This window comes from Glutamicibacter sp. 0426, from assembly GCF_001906485.1.
In the GTDB taxonomy this organism is placed as follows: domain Bacteria; phylum Actinomycetota; class Actinomycetes; order Actinomycetales; family Micrococcaceae; genus Glutamicibacter; species Glutamicibacter nicotianae.
Genome location: NZ_MPBI01000001.1, coordinates 124311 through 144296, shown reverse-complemented (window position 1 = coordinate 144296; position 19986 = coordinate 124311). Strand labels below are relative to the sequence as shown.

Genomic DNA, 19986 nt, shown 5'->3' with positions numbered 1-19986 from the left:
CGGGAAAGATTTCCCGGGGTTTGCGAAAGCTGGGGCTTAGGCGTTGACGAGCACCTTGTCCGCCTTCTTGCCCTTGAAGATCAGCGCATCAAGCGAGATCCGGCCAGGGCCCACCAGAAGCAGCGCCAGTGCGCCGGCAGCCAGTGCCAAGACGAGCTCGAAGCCGCCATTTTCCACGAAGACTCCACCTGCAGCGTGAACCATGAACAGCGCGACGATCATCTGCACCCCCAACAGGCCTGCGAACACGCGAGTCAGCAGACCGAGGATAATCGCGGCACCACCAGCGATCTCCAAGGTTGCAGCCAGCGGGGCAAGCAGGTTGGCGGCAGGAACACCCATCTGCCCAAAGGCAGCGGTAGTCCCCTCGATGGTGAACTGGAAGTACTTCTGCCAGCCGTGGGCCAGGAAGAGGAAACCGAAAGCAAAGCGAAGCAGGGTGCGGGCAGCGGTCTGCAGGCCTGCGCTATTTTCCAGAGCGGACATTAGTGAACTCCTAAGGATTGAGATGCAGGGACAAGTCCCATTCATTTATTGCCCCAACCCTATTGGAAAATTAGTTGAAACTTCAATAATATGAAGGGATTTGCCGCGTAAGCTTTGTCACGAAAAAACCGTGCTGCCCGCAACCAGATTCAACTAGTTGCGGACAGCACGGTTTCCGGCCGGCTGTGCGGCTGCTGCCTAGAGGACCTTGGACAAGAAGTCCTGGGTGCGCGCCTGCTGCGGATTGCCGAACAACTGTTCAGGCTCGCCCTGCTCGCAGACAACTCCGTCAGCCATGAAGACCACCCGGTCGGCTACTTCACGTGCGAAGCCCATCTCGTGCGTCACCAGGACCATGGTCATTCCGGTATCGGCGAGCTCCTTGATGACCTGCAGCACTTCGCCGACCATCTCGGGATCGAGAGCGCTGGTCGCCTCGTCGAAGAGCATGATGCCCGGAGCCATAGCCAGCGCGCGGGCGATCGCCACACGCTGCTTCTGGCCGCCGGAAAGCGAGGCCGGACGGGCGTTGGCCTTCTCGCGCAGGCCAACGCGTTCCAAGAGCTCCAGGGCACGCTCCCGCGCTTCGGCCTTGCCCATCTTCTTGAGCTCGACCGGCGCCAGCATGATGTTCTCTGCGACGCTCATATGAGGGAACAGGTTGAAGTGCTGGAACACCATGCCCACATGGCGGCGCACCTCGTTGATATCCACCTTCGGATCGGTGACATCGAAGCCGTCCACGACGACCTTGCCTGAGGTGATGTCCTCGAGCTTGTTCAGGCAACGCAGCAAGGTGGACTTGCCGGACCCCGACGGTCCGATCACGCACACCACTTCGCCTTCGCGCACGTCCATGTCGATGCCCTTGAGCACATTGTTGGACCCGAAGGACTTGTGCAGGTCCTTGACCTGGATCTTCACGTTGTCGCTTTGCACGGTTGAGGTGCTCACTTGTTGAACCTCCGATCGGCATAATTTGCCAACTTGGTCAGCGCCATGATGGCGATGAAGTAGATGATGCCGACGATCAGCAGGGTTTCAGTGACACGGAAGTTCGCCGCGTAGATCTGCTGGCCCTGGTAGAGCAGCTCTGTGAAGCCGATAGCCAGCAGCAGCGAGGAGTCCTTCAGGCTGATGATCAGCTGGTTGATCAGCGACGGGGTCATCATCTTGAAGGCCTGCGGGATCACGACCTTCTGCATCGACTTCCCGTAGCCCAGGCCCAGCGAACGGGACGCTTCGAGCTGGCCTGGATCCACCGATTGGATACCGCCGCGAACAATTTCGGCGACATAGGCGCCGGCGTTCAGGGACAGCGTCAGCACACCAGCAGTCCAGACGCTGATCTCCCAGCCGGTCACCTGCGGAAGGCCGAAGTAGAACATGAATGCCCAGAGCAGCAGCGGGGTGCCGCGGAAGATGTTCACGAAGGTCGTGGCGATGCCGCGCAGCACGATGTTCCCGGAGATCTTCATGAATCCGAAGATCAGGCCCAACGCCATCGCGATGGCGAAGGAAATCGCTGTCACCAGCAGGGTGTGCCACAAACCGGTCATCAGCGCCGGCATGGACTTGACCAGCAGATCGAAGAAGTTGCTCGGTTGCGCCGCGGTCGGATCGGCAAGGTAGGAGTCCAGGATCTGCTGGTACTCTCCGCTGGCCTTCAGCTCGGCCAGCCCGTCATTGAAGGCCGCCAGCAGCGCGGTGTTCTCGCCCTTGTTCACAGCGAAGCCGTAGGAACCGCCAGGAACCTTGTCGGTGACGGTCTTCAGGCCATTGCCCTGGGCGATGCCGTAGGCCAGCACCGGGTAGTCATCGAAAACGGCAACGGCGGAGCCGGCCTTGACCGATTCGTACATGGTGGCCGACTGATCCAGGGACTTGACCTGGAAGCCGTATTCCTTGGCAATGGACTTGGCGTAGGTCTCGCCCTCGGCGCCGGTCTTGGCGACAACGGTCTTGCCCTTCAAGTCCTCATAGCTGGTGATCTCGTCATTGTTCGCAGCGACAGCCATCTGGACGCCGGACTCGAAGTAGGGCTCGGAGAAGTCGTAGATCTCCTTGCGCTCGTCGGTAATCGACATGCCGGCGATCACGCCGTCCACCTGGTTGGAGGAGAGGGCTGCCAACGCGGCGTTGAAGCCCAAGGACCTGATTTCGACTTCAAATCCCTGGTCTTCGGCAATGGCGCGCAGCAAATCCATGTCGATACCGGTCAGCTCGCCGTTCTGGCGGAACTCGAACGGCGCGAACGTCGTATCCGTGCCGATGACATAGGTTTGGCCCTCGACGCTTTCACTGCCTTGGGCCAGGGCCGACGGTGCGCCCACGACCAATGCCATCAAACCGATGGCAGCCGCGGCTATCCACCTGGCCAGGCGCCCGGCGGGGGCAGCTGTTCTTTTCTTTTCCACTGATGAATCGCTTTCTCGTGCTGAAGGGCGAATGGCCCAAGGTGCAGATGATACGTTCTGCCTGCAAGCCTAGGACGAATAAAGCCTAGCCGGTACCCCACGACTCGCCTGCACTTGCATCGTTACCGGTTTGAAACCGCGGTTCTGTCCGCGCTGAGCATAGCTACCCCCGCAAGCATCGGCGGTGGGATTGAATAGTGGTATGACTCCTGAATCATTGACCGCAAATGCTCCTCGTGCCGCGAAGCTGCCCACCACCCGCAGCTTCCACGGCGACGACTTCATTGACAACTACGAATGGCTGCGCGAGAAATCCAACCCGGAGGTCATCGCCCACCTGACCGCGGAGAACGAGTACACCGACGCCATTACCGCTGGCCAGCAGCCGTTGCGCGATGCCTTGTTCAGCGAGATCAAGGACCGCACCGTTGAAACCGACCTGTCGGTTCCGGTGCGCCGACGCGGCTGGTGGTACTTCACCCGTTCGGCCGAAGGCAAGCCCTACACGATCCAGTGCCGTGTCAAAGCCTCGGACACCGGGGACCTGGTGGCCGACTGGACGCCCCCGGTCATCGACCCGGAAACCGCGCTGCCTGCCGAAGAGGTGCTGCTCGACGGCAACGCATTGGCCGAAGGGCAGCCGTTCTTCTCGCTCGGCGGCATGGCCCTGAATGAGGACGGCAACCTGCTCGCCTACTGCGTCGACAATGCCGGCGATGAACGGTTCACCCTGTTCATCAAGGACCTGGAAACCGGCAAGCTGCTGGAAGACACCATTGAAGGGGTGTTCTACGGGCTGGCCTTCTCCCCGGATTCTTCAACGATCTTCTATACGGTAGTTGACGAGACTTGGCGGCCGCACCAGATCCGCGCCCACCGGCTGGGCACCCTCCCAGCGGACGACAAGATCATTTTCGAAGAGACTGATCCAGGCATGTGGCTCGGCTTCGATCTGAGCCCGGACCGCAAGACGCTGATGATCTCCAGCGGCAACTCCGAATTCGCCGAAACCAGCATGCTGGACCTGCTCGATCCTTCGGCGGCAGTAGCCCTGCTGGTGCCGCGCAGCTTGCGCCTGCTGCACGGAATCGATCTGATGCCGGGCGCTGGCCAGGCGTTAATCACCCACGACCATGAAGCACCGAACAATATGGTGTCGCTGGCTTCCGTGAATCAGCTGGGAGAGAACACCGACCCCGCCCAGTGGCGCACCGTGGTGGCCCATGAGGACACCGTCAAGATCGAAGGCACGGCAATTACCGGTTCGCACGTGGTGCTCTCGGTTCGCCGCGACACCTGCGAGCGCGTCCAGCTGCTTGCCTTGGACGGCTTGGGTACCGAAGCCCAGCAGCCGGCCATTGAACCGGACTTCGAGGATGAGCTGTTCACCGCCTCGGCGACCTTCGCCGAATTGGAGGCGCCGTTGATCCGCATCGGCTATACCGCTGACTTCACCCCCGCACGCGTCTACGACCTGTGGCTGGAAGACCAGTCGCTGGTGCTGCGCAAGCAGACTCCGGTGAACAACTTCGACCCGGCCAAGTACCTGTCCACGCGCGAGTGGGCCACCGCGGCCGATGGCACCAGGATTCCCTTGACCATCATGCGCCGGGCCGACCTGGATACCTCGGTTCCCCAGCCGGTGCTGATCTACGGCTACGGCTCCTACGAGGCTTCCATGGATCCTGGTTTCGGCATCCCCCGCTTGAGCGTGCTGGATCGCGGCGTGGTCTTTGTCATCGCCCACGTGCGCGGCGGCGGAGAGCTCGGCCGCAACTGGTACCTGCAGGGCAAGAAGCTGCACAAGAAGAACACCTTCACCGACTTCATTGATTCCACCATGTACCTGCTCGATTCCGGCTGGGCCGATCCGCAGCGCATCGCCGCTCTGGGCGGTTCGGCCGGCGGACTGCTGATGGGAGCCATCGCGAATATGGCCCCGCAGCTGTACACGGCGATCATCGCACAGGTGCCTTTCGTCGATGCGTTGACCTCCATCCTTGATCCAGAGCTGCCGCTGTCGGCCTTGGAATGGGAAGAATGGGGCAACCCGATCGAGAGCAAGGAGGTCTACGACTACATGAAGTCCTACAGCCCTTACGAAAATGTCACGGCACAGGACTACCCGAAGATCGCTGCGGTCACCTCGCTGAACGACACCCGTGTACTGTACGTAGAGCCAGCCAAATGGGTGGCCAAGCTGCGTGAAATCGGCACCGGGCAGGAACCGATTGTGCTGAAGACCGAGATGGATGGCGGGCACGGCGGCGCGTCGGGGCGCTACGAGTCCTGGAAGTCCCGTGCGTGGGACTATTCCTTCGCCTTGGATGCGCTGGGATGTACTGAAGAAATCTGACAACCGGAGGAACGGCGGCCATGCACCACATCAAGATCAGCGACTACCGCAACGACCCTGCGGTACGCCGCTTGCTGGTGCTGGCCGCCGAACCTGCCAGCGAGCAGGCGCTTGAAACGCTGCTCGATGGATGCGAAGGACTAGAGGTCCTTGCCAGCACGACTGCCTCAGGCGACGTCACGGCACTGGCTGCATACCGGCACAGCGATAGCTACGCGATCTGCGTCGAATATCTTGCCGTCGATCCAGCACTGCAAGGACAGGGTCTGGGCTCCGCCCTGCTGGCTGGACTGCGCGACACCTATCAGAAGAACATCTGGGCCACCACCGATGATGATGCGGTGGGCTTCTACCGTGCGCTCGGTTGCCTCGTCTCGCCGTCGGCTGCCGACCCGCGCTGGCCGGAGGCCCAGCGGTACCTGTGCACCTTGCCCTGCTACCCGCTGCTGACCAGCCAGCCGGAAGAAGATCCGGGATACGAGGCTGTCGGCGGCGAACTGATGCGCGGACTGATCGCGATTGCCGAACCGACCGAACAGTGGGCCAAGGACTTCCACCGCCTGCGCGATCAGATCGCCGATGCACTGGGTTCCACCGCGCTGGCCATTGAGCACACCGGTTCCACGTCCGTTCCAGGCCTTCCAGCCAAGCCGATCATCGACATCATCTTGCTGGTCCCCGATGCGAACCAGGAAGCGTCCTACGTCCCAGCGCTGGATTCCACCGGCATCATTCTCTGGCACCGCGAACCCGGGTGGTACGGCCACCGCATGCTCAAGCCGGTTGCCGGTTCATTGCTTCCCGAAGCCAATATCCATGTCTTCAGCGCGGGAAGCCCCGAGTACCTGCGGCACCTGATTTTCCGCGAGCATCTGAAACACAACGAAACTGACCGCCTGGCATATGCCTCGGTCAAGCGGAACGCTGCCCGTGCGCTGGCTGCGAGCGATGGCGAAAATGGACTGGTCATGGACTACAACCGGATCAAGGAGCCGTTCATCCTCGACGTGCACCAGCGAATTTTCACCCGCTAGTTCTCCTGTTTGCCCTCGCTGAAACAGTACCGCCAAAACGCTCGCCTAACTTGACTTAGCTCACATAATGTTATTACCTAATGATCGTTCGGTAAATAATTCGGCGAAGGAAGATGATGAGCGAAACGCAGGTAGAGAATTCGGTCCCGCACGCCATTCTTCACAATGACTACGCCACGCAGTGGATGGGAATCGAAGTCGTTGAGGTCTCCGACGGCCACGCTGTCATCACCATGACGCTCCGGCAGGAAATGCTCAACGGTTTCGGCATTGGCCACGGCGGGATGATCTTCGCTCTGGCCGACACTGCGTTCGCACTGAGCTGCAATCCGCAGGCAGGCTCGGATGAGACCATCACTGTCGCGTCCGGTGCCGACGTCAACTTCCTCAAGCCAGCCATTCCCGGACGAGTGCTGACTGCCACCGGCAACCGTGTCTCGCAGCAAGGCCGCAGCGGGATCTACGACATCAAGGTGACCCAGCCAGCGGGCGACGGCTCAATCGAAACCGTCGCAGAGTTCCGCGGACGTTCGCGCACCGTCCCGAAACCAAAGAACCGCTAAGCACCCAGCCCACTCGACACGAAAGTTCCAGCATGTCCCAGAACACCGACCGCGACAGCCTTCCGAATCCGCTTGATCCAGAAGAAACCATGAGCCGTGAGCAGATCGAAGCGATCCAGCTGACCCGCTTGAAGGAAACTCTGCACCATGCCTACAACAACGTGCCGTACTACAAGGCGAAGTACGATGCCGCTGGCGTGCACCCCGATGATCTGAAGGAACTGAGCGACCTCGCCAAGTTCCCCTTCACCGACAAGGAAGATCTGCGCAAGAACTATCCATTCGGCATGTTTGCCGTTCCGCAGCATGAGGTCGCCCGCATCCATGCTTCCTCGGGCACCACCGGACAGCCCACCGTGGTTGGGTACACCAAGAAGGACCTGGAAGACTGGGCCAAGCTCGGCGCCCGTTGCCTGCGCATGGCCGGGGTCAAGCCAGGCTGGAAGGTCCACAACGCCTACGGCTACGGGCTGTTCACCGGCGGCCTGGGTGCGCATGCCGCAGCCGAGTACCTTGGCGCCACCGTCATCCCCATGTCCGGAGGCCAGACCGACAAGCAGATCTCGCTGATCCAGGACTTCGAGCCTGACGCGATCCTCTGCACTCCGACCTACCTGCTGACCATTGGCGATGCCATGCAGCGCAAGGGCCTTGATCCGCGATCCACCTCGCTGAAGGTGGCCGTGCTCGGCGCCGAGCCGTGGACCGAAGAGATGCGCCACGAGCTGGAAGAGATGTTCAACATCACCGCCTGCGATATCTACGGCCTCTCCGAGGTCATGGGCCCTGGCGTGGCTGGCGAATCCGGAGAACGCAAGGATGGCAGCCACATCTGGGAAGACCACTTCCGCCCGGAAATCATTGATGCCTTCGACGAGACCAAGGTGCTGCCAGATGGCGAGCACGGTGAACTGGTCTTCACCTCGCTGACCAAGCAGGCCCTGCCGATCATCCGCTACCGCACCCATGACCTGACCCGGCTGATGCCAGGCACCAGCCGCCCGGGCCACCGCCGCATGGGCCGCATCACCGGGCGCAGCGATGACATGATCATCCTGCGCGGCGTGAACTTGTTCCCAAGCCAGATCGAGGAACTGATCTTGAAGGTGCCGACCCTTTCGCCGCACTTCCAGCTGATCCTGACCCGTCCGGATCGCATGGACCAGCTGGCAGTCAAGGTGGAGCGCCGCAGCGAGGCGACCATCGAAGATGCAACCAACGGTGCCAAGGAACTGGCCAAGCTCATCAAGATCCATGTCGGCTCGTCCTGCGCCATTGACGTTGTCGAGCCGGAATCGCTGGAACGCTCCATGGGCAAGCTCAAGCGCATCTACGACATGCGCTCCAACTAGTCCCGGCCGGGACATGGGATAATGAAGTAATCATGGGACTTACCGATACTGCCAACCGTCCGGCCAAGCGTGGCCGCCCCGGATACGATCAAGAAGCCGTTTTGCGCATTGCTGTCGAGGCATTCAACGAATACGGCTACGACGCAACCTCCATGGGCAAGCTCGCCGACCGCCTGGGTATCAGCAAATCCGCGATTTACCACCATGTCCCGTCCAAAGAGGACCTGTTGAGGCTGGCCTTGGACGAAGCGCTGATTCCCCTGGAAGCAGTGATCGCCGAGGTCCGCTCCCATGAGGGCACCGCAGATGAACGCCTGGAATTCTTCCTGCGCGCGACGTTCCGGATCCTGCTGGACAAGCGTTCCTACGTGACCTTGCTGCTGCGACTGCGCGGCAACACTGAACTGGAGCGCCAAGCACTGCAGCGCCGCCGCGCCATGGACCGCCAGCTGGCGGAGCTGGTGACCGCCGCGCAGTCGGATGGCAAGTTGCGTGCCGATTTGGAACCACGGGCAACTGCAAGGCTGCTTTTCGGCTTGATCAACTCGGTGGTGGATTGGTACCGCGCCGACGGGCCCATCAACGGAACCGAACTTGAAGAGCAAGCCGTTTCCCTGCTCTTCAATGGCTTGCATACCGTGAACGCCTAGTTGCACGGCAAGGCTACGCGTTGGCTCCCGCCTTCCAGGTGGGAGCCAATGTCGTTAACCGGGTGCGGAGGCACCTGGATGTGGCGCATCCAACCTGGCAATCTTGCCATCCTCACAGAATTCACAGCTAGCATCGAAGGGGTGCTTCCAGCACCGGACATTCTCGATCAACCAAGTGAAGAGCGCTGTGGATTCCATCTTAGAAACCCTTTTCATGGCTACCGCCGACAGCAGTAGTTCCTTTGTCCAGATCCTGCTTTCTGCCGCGAGCATGCTGCTTGTCTTCGTCTCCGCGGCTCTGCTGGCGCACCGCAATGACCTGGGCTGGTGGACCCTGATTCTGGGCGTCTTCGTTGGCCCGGTCATTACCTCGATGCAGTTCGATCTACTGGGACTGATCTACGCCGTTCCGCTGCTGCTGATCGCCATCTTCGGCCTGTGGCGTTTCTCCCGCTTCGAGCTCAAGGGCAAATTCACCCGCGTGGTCACGAGCACTGCCGTGACGCCATGGTCCGCGCTCGGCCTGTTCGTGGGTTTGGTCCTGCTGGTTGCCCTGCGCTTCGGCCCGTTCCTGTTCAATGGCGGCTTCATGAGCGCAACCCCGGAAATCTGGGTCCTCTACTTCGCCGATGCGGCCATCTTCGCGTCATTTGTCATGGTTGCCCGCGGCGTGCGCGCCGGCTGGCTGGTGCTGGCCGTGGCTGCCGTTGCCGATCTGGTTGTCTACTTCCTGATCTCCCCGATGCTGGGCATGATGGGCCTGTTCGTCTTCATCGCCCTGGCCGCCGCGTACGGCTACTTCCTGTGGCGCGGCCTTCCTGCCCAGGCTGCCGAGCCGGTGCAGGTCGAGCTGGACGAGGAAGAGCTGGCCTTGCAAAAAGCCAAGCAGGCAACCATGGACAAGCTGAATGCCAAAACCGAAAAGTAGCTGAACCTAGAATGATCCCGCCCCAGTGTGAACTGGGGCGGGATCATTTTTTTGTGGCTAATTGCGCCAGCTGTCGTTCAGGTTCAGGGAACCGTCCGCATTCACGGTCGCGATGCGGTTGGCCCCTGATTCCCACGTGGCATTGCCGCTCTGGTCGTACTTGACGTACTTGTATTCGAACTGCGTTCCTGCCGGAAGGTCCACCGTTCCGCTCCAGCTCGGGTAGCTGGCAGCTGATAGCTGTGGCGCCTTGGCCGGATCCCAGCTGCCTAGTTCCGGTCGGTTGCCGACGATGCGGATGTTCTGCCCCCAGACGGTTTGGGCGGTGACCACGACGCTGACATCAGCGGTGTCTTCGACCGGATCCGGCGTTCCTGATCCGCCATCGGATACGGCACCGATGTGCAGGGCCATGGCACCGTAGGCAGGCAGTGTCGCGGTGAACTTGCCGTCGGCGCCCACAGTGATGGTCTTCGAGCAATCGCCTCCGGACACCACATCACAATAGGTGCCAGCGGCCAGCGAGCTGGTGTATTCGCGGGTGGTTGCCGCCGAGGTGTTGTTGATGGCTACGAATCCCTTATTGCCGCGGCCGTATGCGATCTGGTTGCCGCCATCGTCCCACCAATTGCTGACAGCCGCGTCGCCGACGGCGTTGTTGAAGCCCACCATTCCGGTGATTTCATCTTGCCGCTGTTCGCAGGTCCAGGCGGAGGAGTCGCAGTCGGCATTGGGTACCGATGCGTCACTGGCGCCCGGAGCGCCTGCATCCTTGTCGGTGAACGTGTATCCGGAATACACGGTGGGCGATCCGTAAGGCCAGGAGAGCATGAAAACATTGGCCAGCAGGTACTTGGCGCCCCACTTGTAGTTCATGGATTCGCCGTTGCGTTCGGTGTCGTGGTTGGTGACAAAAACCCCGGCCCGGTCGCTGGTGAGCTTGCCGTCGCCGATGAAGCGCAAGTTGGCGATTTGCGCGTCGAAATCATGCTTGAGCTGCCGCGCATAGTCGAATTCGTGCGAGTCGCCACTGCCGAGGTATTCGCTCTCCTGGATCGGTTCACCCGACGCCCCGATCACCTCGTGGACCCAGTACACGCCGGGGTTCTTCATCTTGGATTTGATGCCTTCGAGGTCCGTTGCGGGGATGTGCTTCGAGGCATCGATGCGGAATCCGGATACCCCAAGCGAGACTAGGTCATCGAGATAGTCGGCGATGTTTTGCTGGACGTAGCTGCTGGAGGTTTTCAGATCCTGCAAGCCCACAAGGCGGCAGTGCTGCACTTGCCAGCGGTCGGCATAGTTGGTGATGTTGGTGCGGCAATCGTTGAAGTCCTGGGCCGAATACTCTGGGAAGTTGTCATCGGAGAAAGCCGAGCCTGCGGTTCCAGTACCGGTCTGCCCGGCTCCGGTCATGTGATTGACCACGGCGTCTGCGATCACTTTCACGCCTGCGTCGTTGCAGCTTTTGACCATGGCGGAGAATTCCTCGCGGTTGCCCAGTTTCGAGTCCACCTTGTAGCTCACCGGCTGGTACGAGGTCCACCATGCAGTGCCGCGCAGGTGCTCAGCTGGAGGCGAGACCTGGACGTAGCCATATCCTGCTGGACCGATGCTGGACTCGCATTCCTGGGCTACCGAATTCCAGTTCCATTGGAACAGGTTGAGGATGACATCCTTGCCGTCGTTGGATGGGGTGGCGGCTTGGGCGGGTGCTGCGAACAACGGTGCGGCGAGCAGGGCGAGCGAGGCGCCGAGTGCTGCCACCGGCTTCACCGTCCTGGCTCCGTGCCGGCGTTGTGTTGATTTGGCGCGTGATGGCAAAAGTCCCACAGAAAAACTCCTTTGTTGTGATGATCGGGCTGCGATAGCTCGACGCGACAGCGTCGGGATCGCTCAACCACACGTTCCCCATCAACGCGTGACCTGCGACACAACTGTAAGCGTTTTCTTATCTCTCTCCAATAAGTAAATTTCTGTAAATACATTAAACCCGCGAAAATGTCCGCGTAAATTGCCCTAAAATTTTTTCACTCCGCGTCAAATCTTGCCAAAATTGGAAACGCTTTCATAGATATCCGGCAAAGCTGTCCTGGCTCCGAGCACGCAAAAGGGTGGATGCCGTGGTTGACGGCATCCACCCTTGCTGAAGTTGCGTTTTAGCCTTCGAAGTTGGCGTAGGTGAGGTTTTCTTTCTCCACCAAGGTCAAGACATCGTAGGTCGCGACAATCTCATCATTCTGGTTGTGCAAGATCGCATCCCATGCGACCTCGCCATATTCATCGGTGACTCGCGGCGTGATTTTCTTGGCCGTCAGGGTCACGCGGATTGAATCTCCGGCAGCCACCGGGGTGATGAAGCGCAGGGATTCCAATCCGTAGTTGGCCAGGACCGGTCCCGGAGCAGGCTCTACGAACAGCCCCGCGGCCCAGGAAACCAGCAGGTAGCCATGGGCCACGATGCCGGGGAAGAACGGATTGGCTTCCGCGGCGGCCTGGTCGGTGTGCGCGTAGAAGGTGTCACCGGTTTCGTTGGCGAATTCGGTGATCTTCTCCAAGCTGACTTCGCGCAGGTCCGAAGCGAAACCGTCACCAATCTTCAGCTCGGCCAGCGATTTGCGGAACGGGTGGACGTTCTCCGGCTTGCCGCCGAACTTCGGGCTGCCTGCCAGCGACTGCTGGGCGCCGGTATGCCAGACTCCGCTGAGCGCAGTGATCATGTTGGGCGAGCCCTGGACCGCGGTGCGCTGCATGTGGTGCTTGACCGAGCGGATGCCGCCGAGTTCTTCGCCGCCGCCGGCGCGGCCTGGGCCGCCGTGGACCAGGTGCGGAACCGGGGATCCGTGGCCGGTGGTGGACCGGGCGGTTTCGCGGTTCAGGATGTGCACGCGCCCGTGGTGGGCGGCGATGCCTAGGGACAGGGCACGCATGGATTCGGCGTCATTGGTGCACACGGTCGCGACCAGCGATCCGGCGCCCATGGCGGCGAGCTCCACTGCCTCCTCGACGCTGCCATAGCCGATGACTGAGCTGACCGGGCCGAACGCTTCGCGCGAGTGCACGATCGGGTTGCGCGCGTCGTTCCAGCGCAGCACCACAGGCGACATGAAGGCACCGGATTCCGCTACGGCATCGGTTTCCGGAGCCACTCGTACCGCCGGGGCATCCAGCCGGCCGTAGGCCAGCTCGCCGCCGGCAGCGATCATGTCCTCGACGGCCCCGCGCACGTCGGCCAGCTGCTCCAGCGAAGCCAAAGCGCCCATGGTGACGCCCTCAACACGCGGGTCGCCGATGACTACGCGTTCATCGATGCGCTTGCCGATGGCGGCGATGACCGCGTCAACCTGAGCGGCCGGCACGATGTTGCGGCGGATGGCGGTGCACTTCTGTCCGGCCTTCGACGTCATCTCATTGACGACAACCTTGACGAAAGCGTCGAATTCAGGGGTTCCTTCCACCGCGTCCGGGCCGAGGATGGCCGCATTCAGGGAATCGGTTTCTGCCGCGAAGCGGACACCCCCGTCGATGACGTTGCGGTGCGCCTTGAGCTTGCTGGCGGTGGATGCCGAGCCGGTGAATGCGAACATGTCCCGGTAGTCCAGGTGGTCCATGATGTCGCGGGCGGATCCGGAGAGCAGCTGCAGGGATCCTTCAGGAAGGATGCCCGAATCCAGCATCATGCGCACCGCCGCTTCGGTGAGGTAACCGGTGGGGGTCGCCGGCTTGACGATTGTTGGCACGCCGGCGATGAAGGCAGGAGCGAATTTCTCCAGCATGCCCCACACAGGGAAGTTGAATGCGTTGACCTGGACAACAACACCGGCCATCGCGGTGTAGATGTGGGTGCCGATGAACGAGCCGTCCTTGCTCAGGGGTTCGGTTGGCCCATCCAGGATCACGTTGGAGTTGGGCAGCTCGCGCCGGCCCTTGGAGGAGAAGGTGAACAGCACGCCGATGCCGCCGTCGATGTCCACCACCGAATCGATCTTGGTAGCACCGGTCTTGAAGGAGACCTCGTACAGGTCCTTGCGCCGCTCGTTCAGGTACAGCGCCAGTTCCTTGAGCTTGAGCGCGCGCTCATGCAGGGACAGCTTGGCAAGTTCCCGCTGGCCGGTCTCTCGGCCGTAGGCGACGGCGCCGGCGACATCAAGGGGTTCCTTGGTGACGGTGGCGAGCAGCTCGCCTGTGTTGGCGTCGAGGACTTCGGTACCTCCCTCGGCTGCTGGGGTCTGCCATTGGCCGGCAATGAAACTTGGTACTGCACCAATCTGGGCTGTCGTCATCGACGCAATTCCTTTCTGAACGGTCGGTCAGTAATAGTGTTAACCATATCAGCATTGGCGTGATCGACGACACCTGAATGACTGCGCAAGAGAACGAGGTGAAGCGCCAGCGCCGACAACCGGCCGAAGCTCGCTATCGGCTGGCCCAGACACCCAGCTCGTTGCCGGAGGGATCAGTGAAATGCAGCCGGCGACCGCCGGGGAAGGGATAGGCCGGCTGGTCGAGCCATCCGCCAGCGGCCTCGATGGCGCGCGCCGTGGAATCCAGGTCGTCGGAATACAGCAGCACGAAGGGCCCGCCAACAGGCCGCGGCTTGTCGGACAGCAGCAGTCCCCCGGACTCTTCAGTGCTCGCTTCCGGCATGAGGATGCCAGCGTACTGGTCACCGTAGTCGATGAACTTCCAGCCGAAGGCGGCCGCGTAGAAATCCGTTGCCGCCTGCAGGTCGGTGACGGTCAGTTCAACATAGTTCAAGGCATGATGCCGCGGTATTCCATCCATTCCCCGAGCCTACAGCGCGGCTGCGGCGCTGTCATGGGATATTGAGTCGAGCCAGCGCCTGGACAGCGGACAGGCTGTCCTCGCTCAGGCCTTGGCCGAGCAGGTAGTCCTCCGCAGAGCCGAGCCAGTCCAGGAACTTCTCCAATTCGGCGGCGCGGCTGCTGATGATAGCCTCCAGCTCACCGGCAGACTGGTGGGACTCATGGGGGTGCTTGCGCGGCGAGACCCGATGCCATTCATTGATGCCGCGCACCGCCGCTTCGTCCTGCGCCAGGATTTCGTCGCGGAGCCCGGCCAAATCCAGCAGCAGCGTCGCCACTAGGCCCGAGCGGTCCCTCCCGGCGGAGCAGTGGATCACCGCTCCGCTGCGGGTTGCCGCCAGATTCTCGAAGACCGCCACCAGCTGATCCCCGAATTCCTCGCAAACCAGCCGGTACATCCCGGTGTGGTTCATATACGGGACCGCGACCGCTTCGAAACGCTCGTTACCTGGGGATTCCAGCGGGAGATTGATCAGCTCGATACCCCGCATGCTCGGCTCGGCAACCACCGGGTCATGTTCGCGGCGCCTGATCTCGCTCGGGTTGCGCAGGTCGATGATCCGGTCAATGCCGTCATCCTGCAGCTGCCGCCACCCCTGGTCGGTCAGCCACTCGTGCCTGCCCATGCGGTAGAACGCCCCGCAGACATGCCGCGCATTGACGGCTCCGTTCCATTCCAGATCTCCGGCTTGCTTGCGGTAATTCAGGCTTTGGTTCATAGGCCCATTGCAACACATCGCTGGCATGTTGTAGAGTTTTAGTCATTGACAAACGTCAATCAGTCTAGCGAAGGAGGGGTAACGATGATTGCTTTCCGCCTGTACCCGTCACTCCCCACTACTTCCAAGGACTATTTCCAATGCATTACCCCGCTGGCCTCGCGGCCGCACATTCACCACTGATCGATGCCGGCTCCGCAGATGCCGATGAGCAACTGAAATTCAGCAAGCACAAGCCTGTCTGGAACGAATCCGATACCGGTGAACCGGATGACGGCCAACGGTACTCGACGTGGCCATTTATCGAAAAGGGGTTGCGCGGGCCGAAGCCGTATCCGCACTGGCTCATCGAAGACGCCGCCGCTATTGACACGGAGCTGGGAATCCTGAAAACCGGCAAGGAAGGCGATGTCTTCCTGCTGGAACGTGCCACCGAAGATCGCAGCAGCCTTCTGGCCGCAAAGCGCTACCGTTCACGTGAGCAAATGCAGTTCAGCCGTTCCCAGGCCTACAGCGATGGGCGCTCCGCACGGCGTTCGCGTGATAACCGCGCCATCCGCAACAACTCCACCTACGGCAAGCAGGTGGCAGCGCTGCAGTGGGCCAACGCCGAATGGACCTACCTGTTGCGCTGCTACGAGGCGGGAATTCCGGTCCCCTATCCGGTGCAAATCGACGGCACCGAAATCCTGATGGAGTTCATCGCCGATCCCGAGGACCAGCATGCGGCGGCTCCGAGGTTGCAGCAGCTCTCGCGCTTTGATCCGCGCCTGCCAGCGCTGTGGGACCAGCTCGTCGACGCGTTGGAGAGGTTTGCCGGACTCGGGGTCGCCCACGGCGACCTTTCGGCATACAACCTTCTCGTATCCGGCGAACGCCTGGTGGTGATCGATGTTCCGCAGTGCGTCGATCTCGCCGGCAACCCGAACGGTTTGGACTTCTTGCATCGCGATTGCGTGAATCTTTGCGAGTGGTTCGCTTCCAAGGGACTGCCCAATGACCCGGATGAGTTGTTTTCTTCGTTGCTGAGCCATCTGTTCTGAGCCGGCGCTTGCCGACCACCGGTTTGTACGCCCACTGGGCTCAGACGGGCAGCACCGCACGACGCCAGGTGGTGTTGTCGCCGATGGCAAAAGCCGTACCAGGCCAGGAGTGCGGTGATATCCGGCCCGGCCAGCCGCCGAGCTCGTGAATCAGCGTGCTTGCGCTGAAGGCTTCCATGGCCAGGCAAATGAAGGCGTCGGCCTCTCTGTCCTTTCGCCGCGTCAGCTCGAAGTGGATTCCCATCTGGTGCTGGTCCCGTGCAATGCCTTGATTGGCGCGCATATGGGCTTAGCCGAAAGCACCGTCACGAGCTATCTGGCGCCGGCGGCGCGGAAGCTCGTCGCCACGAATCGCTTCGATGCGGTGCTGCGTGCGCGCCACAGCGGCTTGATCGCCTGAAACACCTGCCGGAACGCGAAAAGGGCTGCATGCGCAGCCCTTTTCATCGATGTCCTACCAGGTATAGAAGCCCTGCCCGGTCTTGCGGCCCAGCTTGCCCTCGGCCACCAAGTCCTTCAGGATCTGCGGCGGAGCGAAGCGCTCCCCCAGCGTCTCATGCAGGTACTCTGCAATGCCCAGCCGCACGTCCAGACCGACAATGTCGGTGGTCTTCAGCGGGCCGGTGGGGTGCTTGTACCCGAGGACCATCGCATTGTCGATGTCTTCGGCGCTGGCGACGCCTTCCTCGACCATGCGCATCGCTTCCAGCGCGATTGCCACGCCCAAGCGGGATGATGCGAAGCCCGGAGCGTCATTGACCACGACCGCGATCTTGCCCAAGCCTTCAACCCAACCGCGCGATGCACCCACCAGCGCTTGGTCGGTCTGCTTGCCGATCACGACCTCGATCAGGGTGGAAGCCGGGACCGGGTTGAAGAAGTGCAGGCCCAGGAAGTTCTGCGGACGCTGCAATTCCTCGGCCAGTCCGCTGACCGACAGCGACGAGGTGTTGGATGCGAGCACGGCATCGCTGCCCAAGGCCTGCTCCACCGCTTGCAGCGAGGAGACCTTCAGATCCCAGATTTCGGGGACTGCTTCAATCACCAGCTGCGCGCTGGCGAATTGCCCGTAATCGGTACTGGTGGAGAAACGAGCCAGCAGCTCTTCGCGGCTTTCGCTCACCCCGCCGCGGGCGATCGACTTGTCCACTGATGCTGCCACGCGCTCATAGGCGGCCTGCGCCGACTCGCTGTCGCGTTCGACAACCGTCACCGAGCTGCCGCTGATCAGGAACGCGTGGGCGATGCCGGCGCCCATGCGCCCTCCGCCGAGCACGCCCATCTGCTGCGGCAGTGCGCCGGAGGTGAAGCTGGTCTGTGCACTCATGCTTACTTCTTCTTTCGATCTAGGAATGCTTGCATGCGGTCGAATTTTGCCTGGGACTCGAACAGCATGCCCTGGGCCAAGGTGTCGATGACCGGGTGGACTTCGCGGGGAGTATGGAAGACCGACTTGGTGATCCGAACCGCCAGAGGATCCTGGGCTCCGATGCGGTCCGCCAAGGCGTCGGCCGCCGCATCCAGCTCGGTGGCGGGATGCAATTCGGTGACCAGGTTGGCGGCCAGGCACTGCTCGCCGGTGAGCACCTTGCCGGCCAGCAGGATTTCCTTGGCCAGCGGTTCGCCGACCAGCTCCTTCAGCCGCCAGGTGGCGCCGGCCGCGGCCATGATGCCCAGGTTCGTTTCAGGGTTGCCCATGCGCAGCTCGGGGGTGCCGATGCGGAAGTCCGCGGCATAGGCCAGCTCGGCACCGCCGCCCAGCGCGAAGCCGTCGAGGGCTGCAATCACCGGCATCGGCAGCTTGGCGATCCTGTCGAAGATGCCCGAGTTGATCCCGGCGAGCGCATCATCGCGACGGCGTTCGCGCAGCTGGGCAATGTCCGCGCCCGAAGCGAAGATGCCTTTGCGCCCCTTGGGGTTGGCTTCGCTCGGCGCTTCTGCGGGGGTGCCGGCGATGATCAGGATCTTGGGGTTCTTCTCCAGGTAGGCGCAGATGGCGTGCAGCTCGTCGACCATGGCCTGGTCGATGGCGTTGCGCACATCCGGCCGGTGCAGGCGCACCCAGAGCCGGTCATCGGTTTCCGACAGCTTGAGGGTGGTGAATTCGCTCTTCAGATCGCTCATGCCTAGACGCCTTCCAGCAAGATTGCGGTGCCCTGGCCGACGCCCACGCACATGGTGGCCACGCCCAGCTTGCGCTGCTCGGAGGCCAGTTCGCGTTCCATGCGGCCCAGCAGGGTGATGACAATGCGCGAACCGCTGGAACCCAGCGGGTGGCCCAGCGAAATGGCGCCGCCGTCGCGGTTGACGATTGAGGCGTCTACGCCCAGCTCGCGCATGCTGGCCAGGGACTGGCTGGCGAAGGCTTCGTTGATTTCCATGGCGCCGATCTGCTCGATGCCCACGCCGGCGCGTTCGAGGACCTTGCGCGTCGCCGGAACCGGTCCCATGCCCATGATCTCCGGTTCCAGGCCCGCGGCCTGCCCGTCGACGATACGTGCCCGCGGGGTCAGGCCGTACTTCTTGATGGCGCGTTCGGAAACCACGAGGATCGCCGAAGCTCCGTCGTTCAGCGTCGAGGCGTTGCCGGCGGTGACCACGCTGCCGCCCTTGACTACTGGGCGCAGTCCGGACAGCACATCCATGGTGGTGCCAGGCCGAGGCCCTTCATCCGTATCCACGATGGTGTCGCCCTTGCGGCCCTTGACGGTCACCGGAACGATTTCATCGCGGAAGCGCCCAGCTTCGATGGCGGCGATGGCCTTGGCGTGGGATTCGACGGCGAACTGGTCGCAGTCCTCGCGCGAGATGTTGTAGACCCGGGCGACTTCCTCGGCGGTTTCCGGCATGGAGAACGTGGCTTTGCCATCGCGGGCGTACTCCCCGGAAAGGAATTGCGGGTTGGTGAAGCGCCAGCCGATGGAGGTGTCGAAGGTTGCCCCCGGCTTGGCGAAGGCCTTGGCCGGCTTTTCCATGACCCAGGGAGCCCGCGACATGGATTCGGTGCCGCCGGCGACGACGATGTCGGCGGCACCGGCCTTGATCATATGGCTGGCCATGGTGATGGCGCTCATGCCGGAGGCGCAGAGGCGGTTGACCGTGATGCCAGGAACGGTGATGGGAAGTCCTGCCAGCAGCGCAGCCATGCGGGCCACGTTGCGGTTCTCCTCGCCGGCGCCGTTGGCGTTTCCGTAAATGACTTCATCGATGTCTGCCGGGTCGATGCCTGCGTCGTCGATGACGCGGCGGATCGTCAGCGCAGCCAGGTCGTCGGGGCGCACAGCGCTGAGCGTCCCTCCGTAGCGGCCTACCGGCGTGCGTGCTCCACCTACGAGAAATGCCTCGGTCATTTGTGCTCCTTATGCCGAAATGGTTAGTGACCCTCAACACCTAAACTTACCGACCATTCGTTCAATAATAAAGTCGCGGATCGCCGCTTTTTCACAATTGAACATTTTCAGGCCTGCTATTCCACGTGGCCAGCCCACAGGCCAACTACCGTTTTATCCGCGAACCCTCGGAACCAAATCCATGTCAGTGCTTGATTTTGCAGAATGATTCGAATAGCCTCTGGTATTTAACCGACTCCGGGAAACCCTCGGATCGTGGACC

General features: G+C 61.7%; 18 protein-coding genes. 8 read left to right on the top strand and 10 right to left on the bottom strand.

What is annotated here, in order from left to right:
* Nucleotides 1-36: 36 nt before the first annotated feature.
* The 3 genes from BKX98_RS00655 to BKX98_RS00645 all read right to left on the bottom strand — a co-directional run bounded on the left by BKX98_RS00655 (nucleotide 37) and on the right by BKX98_RS00645 (nucleotide 2903).
* On the bottom strand, nucleotides 37-486 hold the full coding sequence (locus BKX98_RS00655; protein WP_073705858.1) for a DoxX family protein: 450 nt from the start codon (nucleotides 484-486) through the stop codon (nucleotides 37-39).
* Nucleotides 487-684: 198 nt separating this feature from the next.
* Nucleotides 685-1440 (bottom strand): amino acid ABC transporter ATP-binding protein, encoded by a 756-nt coding sequence (locus tag BKX98_RS00650; RefSeq protein WP_038992283.1) that lies wholly within the window; start codon nucleotides 1438-1440, stop codon nucleotides 685-687.
* Nucleotides 1437-2903: an amino acid ABC transporter substrate-binding protein/permease gene (locus BKX98_RS00645; protein ID WP_121867156.1), complete on the bottom strand. Its 1467-nt coding sequence runs from the start codon at nucleotides 2901-2903 to the stop codon at nucleotides 1437-1439. Before BKX98_RS00645 ends, BKX98_RS00650 begins: the two co-directional genes overlap by 4 nt.
* 202 nt (nucleotides 2904-3105) lie before the next feature.
* Between BKX98_RS00645 and BKX98_RS00640 the strand changes: the two genes are divergently transcribed.
* From BKX98_RS00640 to BKX98_RS00610, 6 genes are all read left to right on the top strand, one after another.
* Nucleotides 3106-5259: a S9 family peptidase gene (locus tag BKX98_RS00640; protein ID WP_073705857.1), complete on the top strand. Its 2154-nt coding sequence runs from the start codon at nucleotides 3106-3108 to the stop codon at nucleotides 5257-5259.
* A 20-nt stretch (nucleotides 5260-5279) separates the two neighbouring features.
* Nucleotides 5280-6293 (top strand): GNAT family N-acetyltransferase, encoded by a 1014-nt coding sequence (locus tag BKX98_RS16600; protein WP_083586564.1) that lies wholly within the window; start codon nucleotides 5280-5282, stop codon nucleotides 6291-6293.
* A gap of 116 nt (nucleotides 6294-6409) precedes the next feature.
* Nucleotides 6410-6856, top strand: coding sequence for a hydroxyphenylacetyl-CoA thioesterase PaaI (paaI, locus tag BKX98_RS00625; RefSeq protein WP_038992287.1), 447 nt, complete (start codon nucleotides 6410-6412; stop codon nucleotides 6854-6856).
* A gap of 32 nt (nucleotides 6857-6888) precedes the next feature.
* Nucleotides 6889-8208, top strand: a complete 1320-nt coding sequence (paaK, locus tag BKX98_RS00620; protein ID WP_073705856.1) for a phenylacetate--CoA ligase PaaK — start codon at nucleotides 6889-6891, stop codon at nucleotides 8206-8208.
* A gap of 32 nt (nucleotides 8209-8240) precedes the next feature.
* Entirely contained in the window at nucleotides 8241-8858 is a 618-nt protein-coding gene (locus BKX98_RS00615; protein ID WP_038992289.1) for a TetR/AcrR family transcriptional regulator, read from the top strand.
* A 214-nt stretch (nucleotides 8859-9072) separates the two neighbouring features.
* Nucleotides 9073-9786 carry a nicotinamide mononucleotide transporter gene (locus tag BKX98_RS00610; RefSeq protein WP_143180981.1) on the top strand — a complete coding sequence of 238 codons (714 nt, stop codon included), beginning with the start codon at nucleotides 9073-9075 and terminating at the stop codon, nucleotides 9784-9786.
* A gap of 57 nt (nucleotides 9787-9843) precedes the next feature.
* On the opposite strand, the gene BKX98_RS00605 is transcribed toward BKX98_RS00610, so the two are convergent.
* The 4 genes from BKX98_RS00605 to BKX98_RS00590 all read right to left on the bottom strand — a co-directional run bounded on the left by BKX98_RS00605 (nucleotide 9844) and on the right by BKX98_RS00590 (nucleotide 15331).
* Nucleotides 9844-11619 carry a carbohydrate-binding module family 20 domain-containing protein gene (locus BKX98_RS00605; protein ID WP_233125252.1) on the bottom strand — a complete coding sequence of 592 codons (1776 nt, stop codon included), beginning with the start codon at nucleotides 11617-11619 and terminating at the stop codon, nucleotides 9844-9846.
* A 326-nt stretch (nucleotides 11620-11945) separates the two neighbouring features.
* Nucleotides 11946-14069 (bottom strand): phenylacetic acid degradation bifunctional protein PaaZ, encoded by a 2124-nt coding sequence (paaZ, locus tag BKX98_RS00600; RefSeq protein ID WP_073705853.1) that lies wholly within the window; start codon nucleotides 14067-14069, stop codon nucleotides 11946-11948.
* A 133-nt stretch (nucleotides 14070-14202) separates the two neighbouring features.
* On the bottom strand, nucleotides 14203-14571 hold the full coding sequence (locus BKX98_RS00595) for a VOC family protein (RefSeq protein WP_073705852.1): 369 nt from the start codon (nucleotides 14569-14571) through the stop codon (nucleotides 14203-14205).
* A gap of 31 nt (nucleotides 14572-14602) precedes the next feature.
* Complete coding sequence (locus tag BKX98_RS00590; protein WP_073705851.1) at nucleotides 14603-15331, bottom strand: tyrosine-protein phosphatase; 729 nt, start codon at nucleotides 15329-15331, stop codon at nucleotides 14603-14605.
* A 140-nt stretch (nucleotides 15332-15471) separates the two neighbouring features.
* Between BKX98_RS00590 and BKX98_RS00585 the strand changes: the two genes are divergently transcribed.
* Complete coding sequence (locus BKX98_RS00585) at nucleotides 15472-16374, top strand: serine protein kinase RIO (RefSeq protein WP_066140929.1); 903 nt, start codon at nucleotides 15472-15474, stop codon at nucleotides 16372-16374.
* A 145-nt stretch (nucleotides 16375-16519) separates the two neighbouring features.
* Entirely contained in the window at nucleotides 16520-16774 is a 255-nt protein-coding gene (locus BKX98_RS00580; RefSeq protein ID WP_073705850.1) for a LuxR C-terminal-related transcriptional regulator, read from the top strand.
* A 54-nt stretch (nucleotides 16775-16828) separates the two neighbouring features.
* Here the strand turns inward: BKX98_RS00580 and BKX98_RS00575 are convergent, their stop codons facing one another.
* From BKX98_RS00575 to BKX98_RS00565, 3 genes are read right to left on the bottom strand one after another with little or no spacing between them, the layout of a single operon-like run.
* The gene (locus tag BKX98_RS00575; RefSeq protein ID WP_073705849.1) at nucleotides 16829-17701 is read right to left on the bottom strand and encodes a 3-hydroxyacyl-CoA dehydrogenase family protein; all 873 of its coding nucleotides are present in this window, start codon (nucleotides 17699-17701) and stop codon (nucleotides 16829-16831) included.
* A gap of 2 nt (nucleotides 17702-17703) precedes the next feature.
* Nucleotides 17704-18498: an enoyl-CoA hydratase/isomerase family protein gene (locus tag BKX98_RS00570; protein ID WP_073705848.1), complete on the bottom strand. Its 795-nt coding sequence runs from the start codon at nucleotides 18496-18498 to the stop codon at nucleotides 17704-17706.
* A 2-nt stretch (nucleotides 18499-18500) separates the two neighbouring features.
* Nucleotides 18501-19724, bottom strand: coding sequence for a thiolase family protein (locus BKX98_RS00565; protein ID WP_073705847.1), 1224 nt, complete (start codon nucleotides 19722-19724; stop codon nucleotides 18501-18503).
* Nucleotides 19725-19986: the final 262 nt, after the last annotated feature.

Coding starts and splice junctions, on each gene's coding strand:
- BKX98_RS00595 (WP_073705852.1), bottom strand. CDS start 14,571: ATGGATGGAATACCGCGGCATCATGCCTTGAACTATGTTGAACTGACC.
- BKX98_RS00570 (WP_073705848.1), bottom strand. CDS start 18,498: ATGAGCGATCTGAAGAGCGAATTCACCACCCTCAAGCTGTCGGAAACC.
- paaI (WP_038992287.1), top strand. CDS start 6,410: ATGAGCGAAACGCAGGTAGAGAATTCGGTCCCGCACGCCATTCTTCAC.
- paaZ (WP_073705853.1), bottom strand. CDS start 14,069: ATGACGACAGCCCAGATTGGTGCAGTACCAAGTTTCATTGCCGGCCAA.
- BKX98_RS00575 (WP_073705849.1), bottom strand. CDS start 17,701: ATGAGTGCACAGACCAGCTTCACCTCCGGCGCACTGCCGCAGCAGATG.
- paaK (WP_073705856.1), top strand. CDS start 6,889: ATGTCCCAGAACACCGACCGCGACAGCCTTCCGAATCCGCTTGATCCA.
- BKX98_RS00610 (WP_143180981.1), top strand. CDS start 9,073: ATGGCTACCGCCGACAGCAGTAGTTCCTTTGTCCAGATCCTGCTTTCT.
- BKX98_RS00565 (WP_073705847.1), bottom strand. CDS start 19,724: ATGACCGAGGCATTTCTCGTAGGTGGAGCACGCACGCCGGTAGGCCGC.
- BKX98_RS16600 (WP_083586564.1), top strand. CDS start 5,280: ATGCACCACATCAAGATCAGCGACTACCGCAACGACCCTGCGGTACGC.
- BKX98_RS00615 (WP_038992289.1), top strand. CDS start 8,241: ATGGGACTTACCGATACTGCCAACCGTCCGGCCAAGCGTGGCCGCCCC.
- BKX98_RS00640 (WP_073705857.1), top strand. CDS start 3,106: ATGACTCCTGAATCATTGACCGCAAATGCTCCTCGTGCCGCGAAGCTG.
- BKX98_RS00585 (WP_066140929.1), top strand. CDS start 15,472: ATGCATTACCCCGCTGGCCTCGCGGCCGCACATTCACCACTGATCGAT.
- BKX98_RS00655 (WP_073705858.1), bottom strand. CDS start 486: ATGTCCGCTCTGGAAAATAGCGCAGGCCTGCAGACCGCTGCCCGCACC.
- BKX98_RS00590 (WP_073705851.1), bottom strand. CDS start 15,331: ATGAACCAAAGCCTGAATTACCGCAAGCAAGCCGGAGATCTGGAATGG.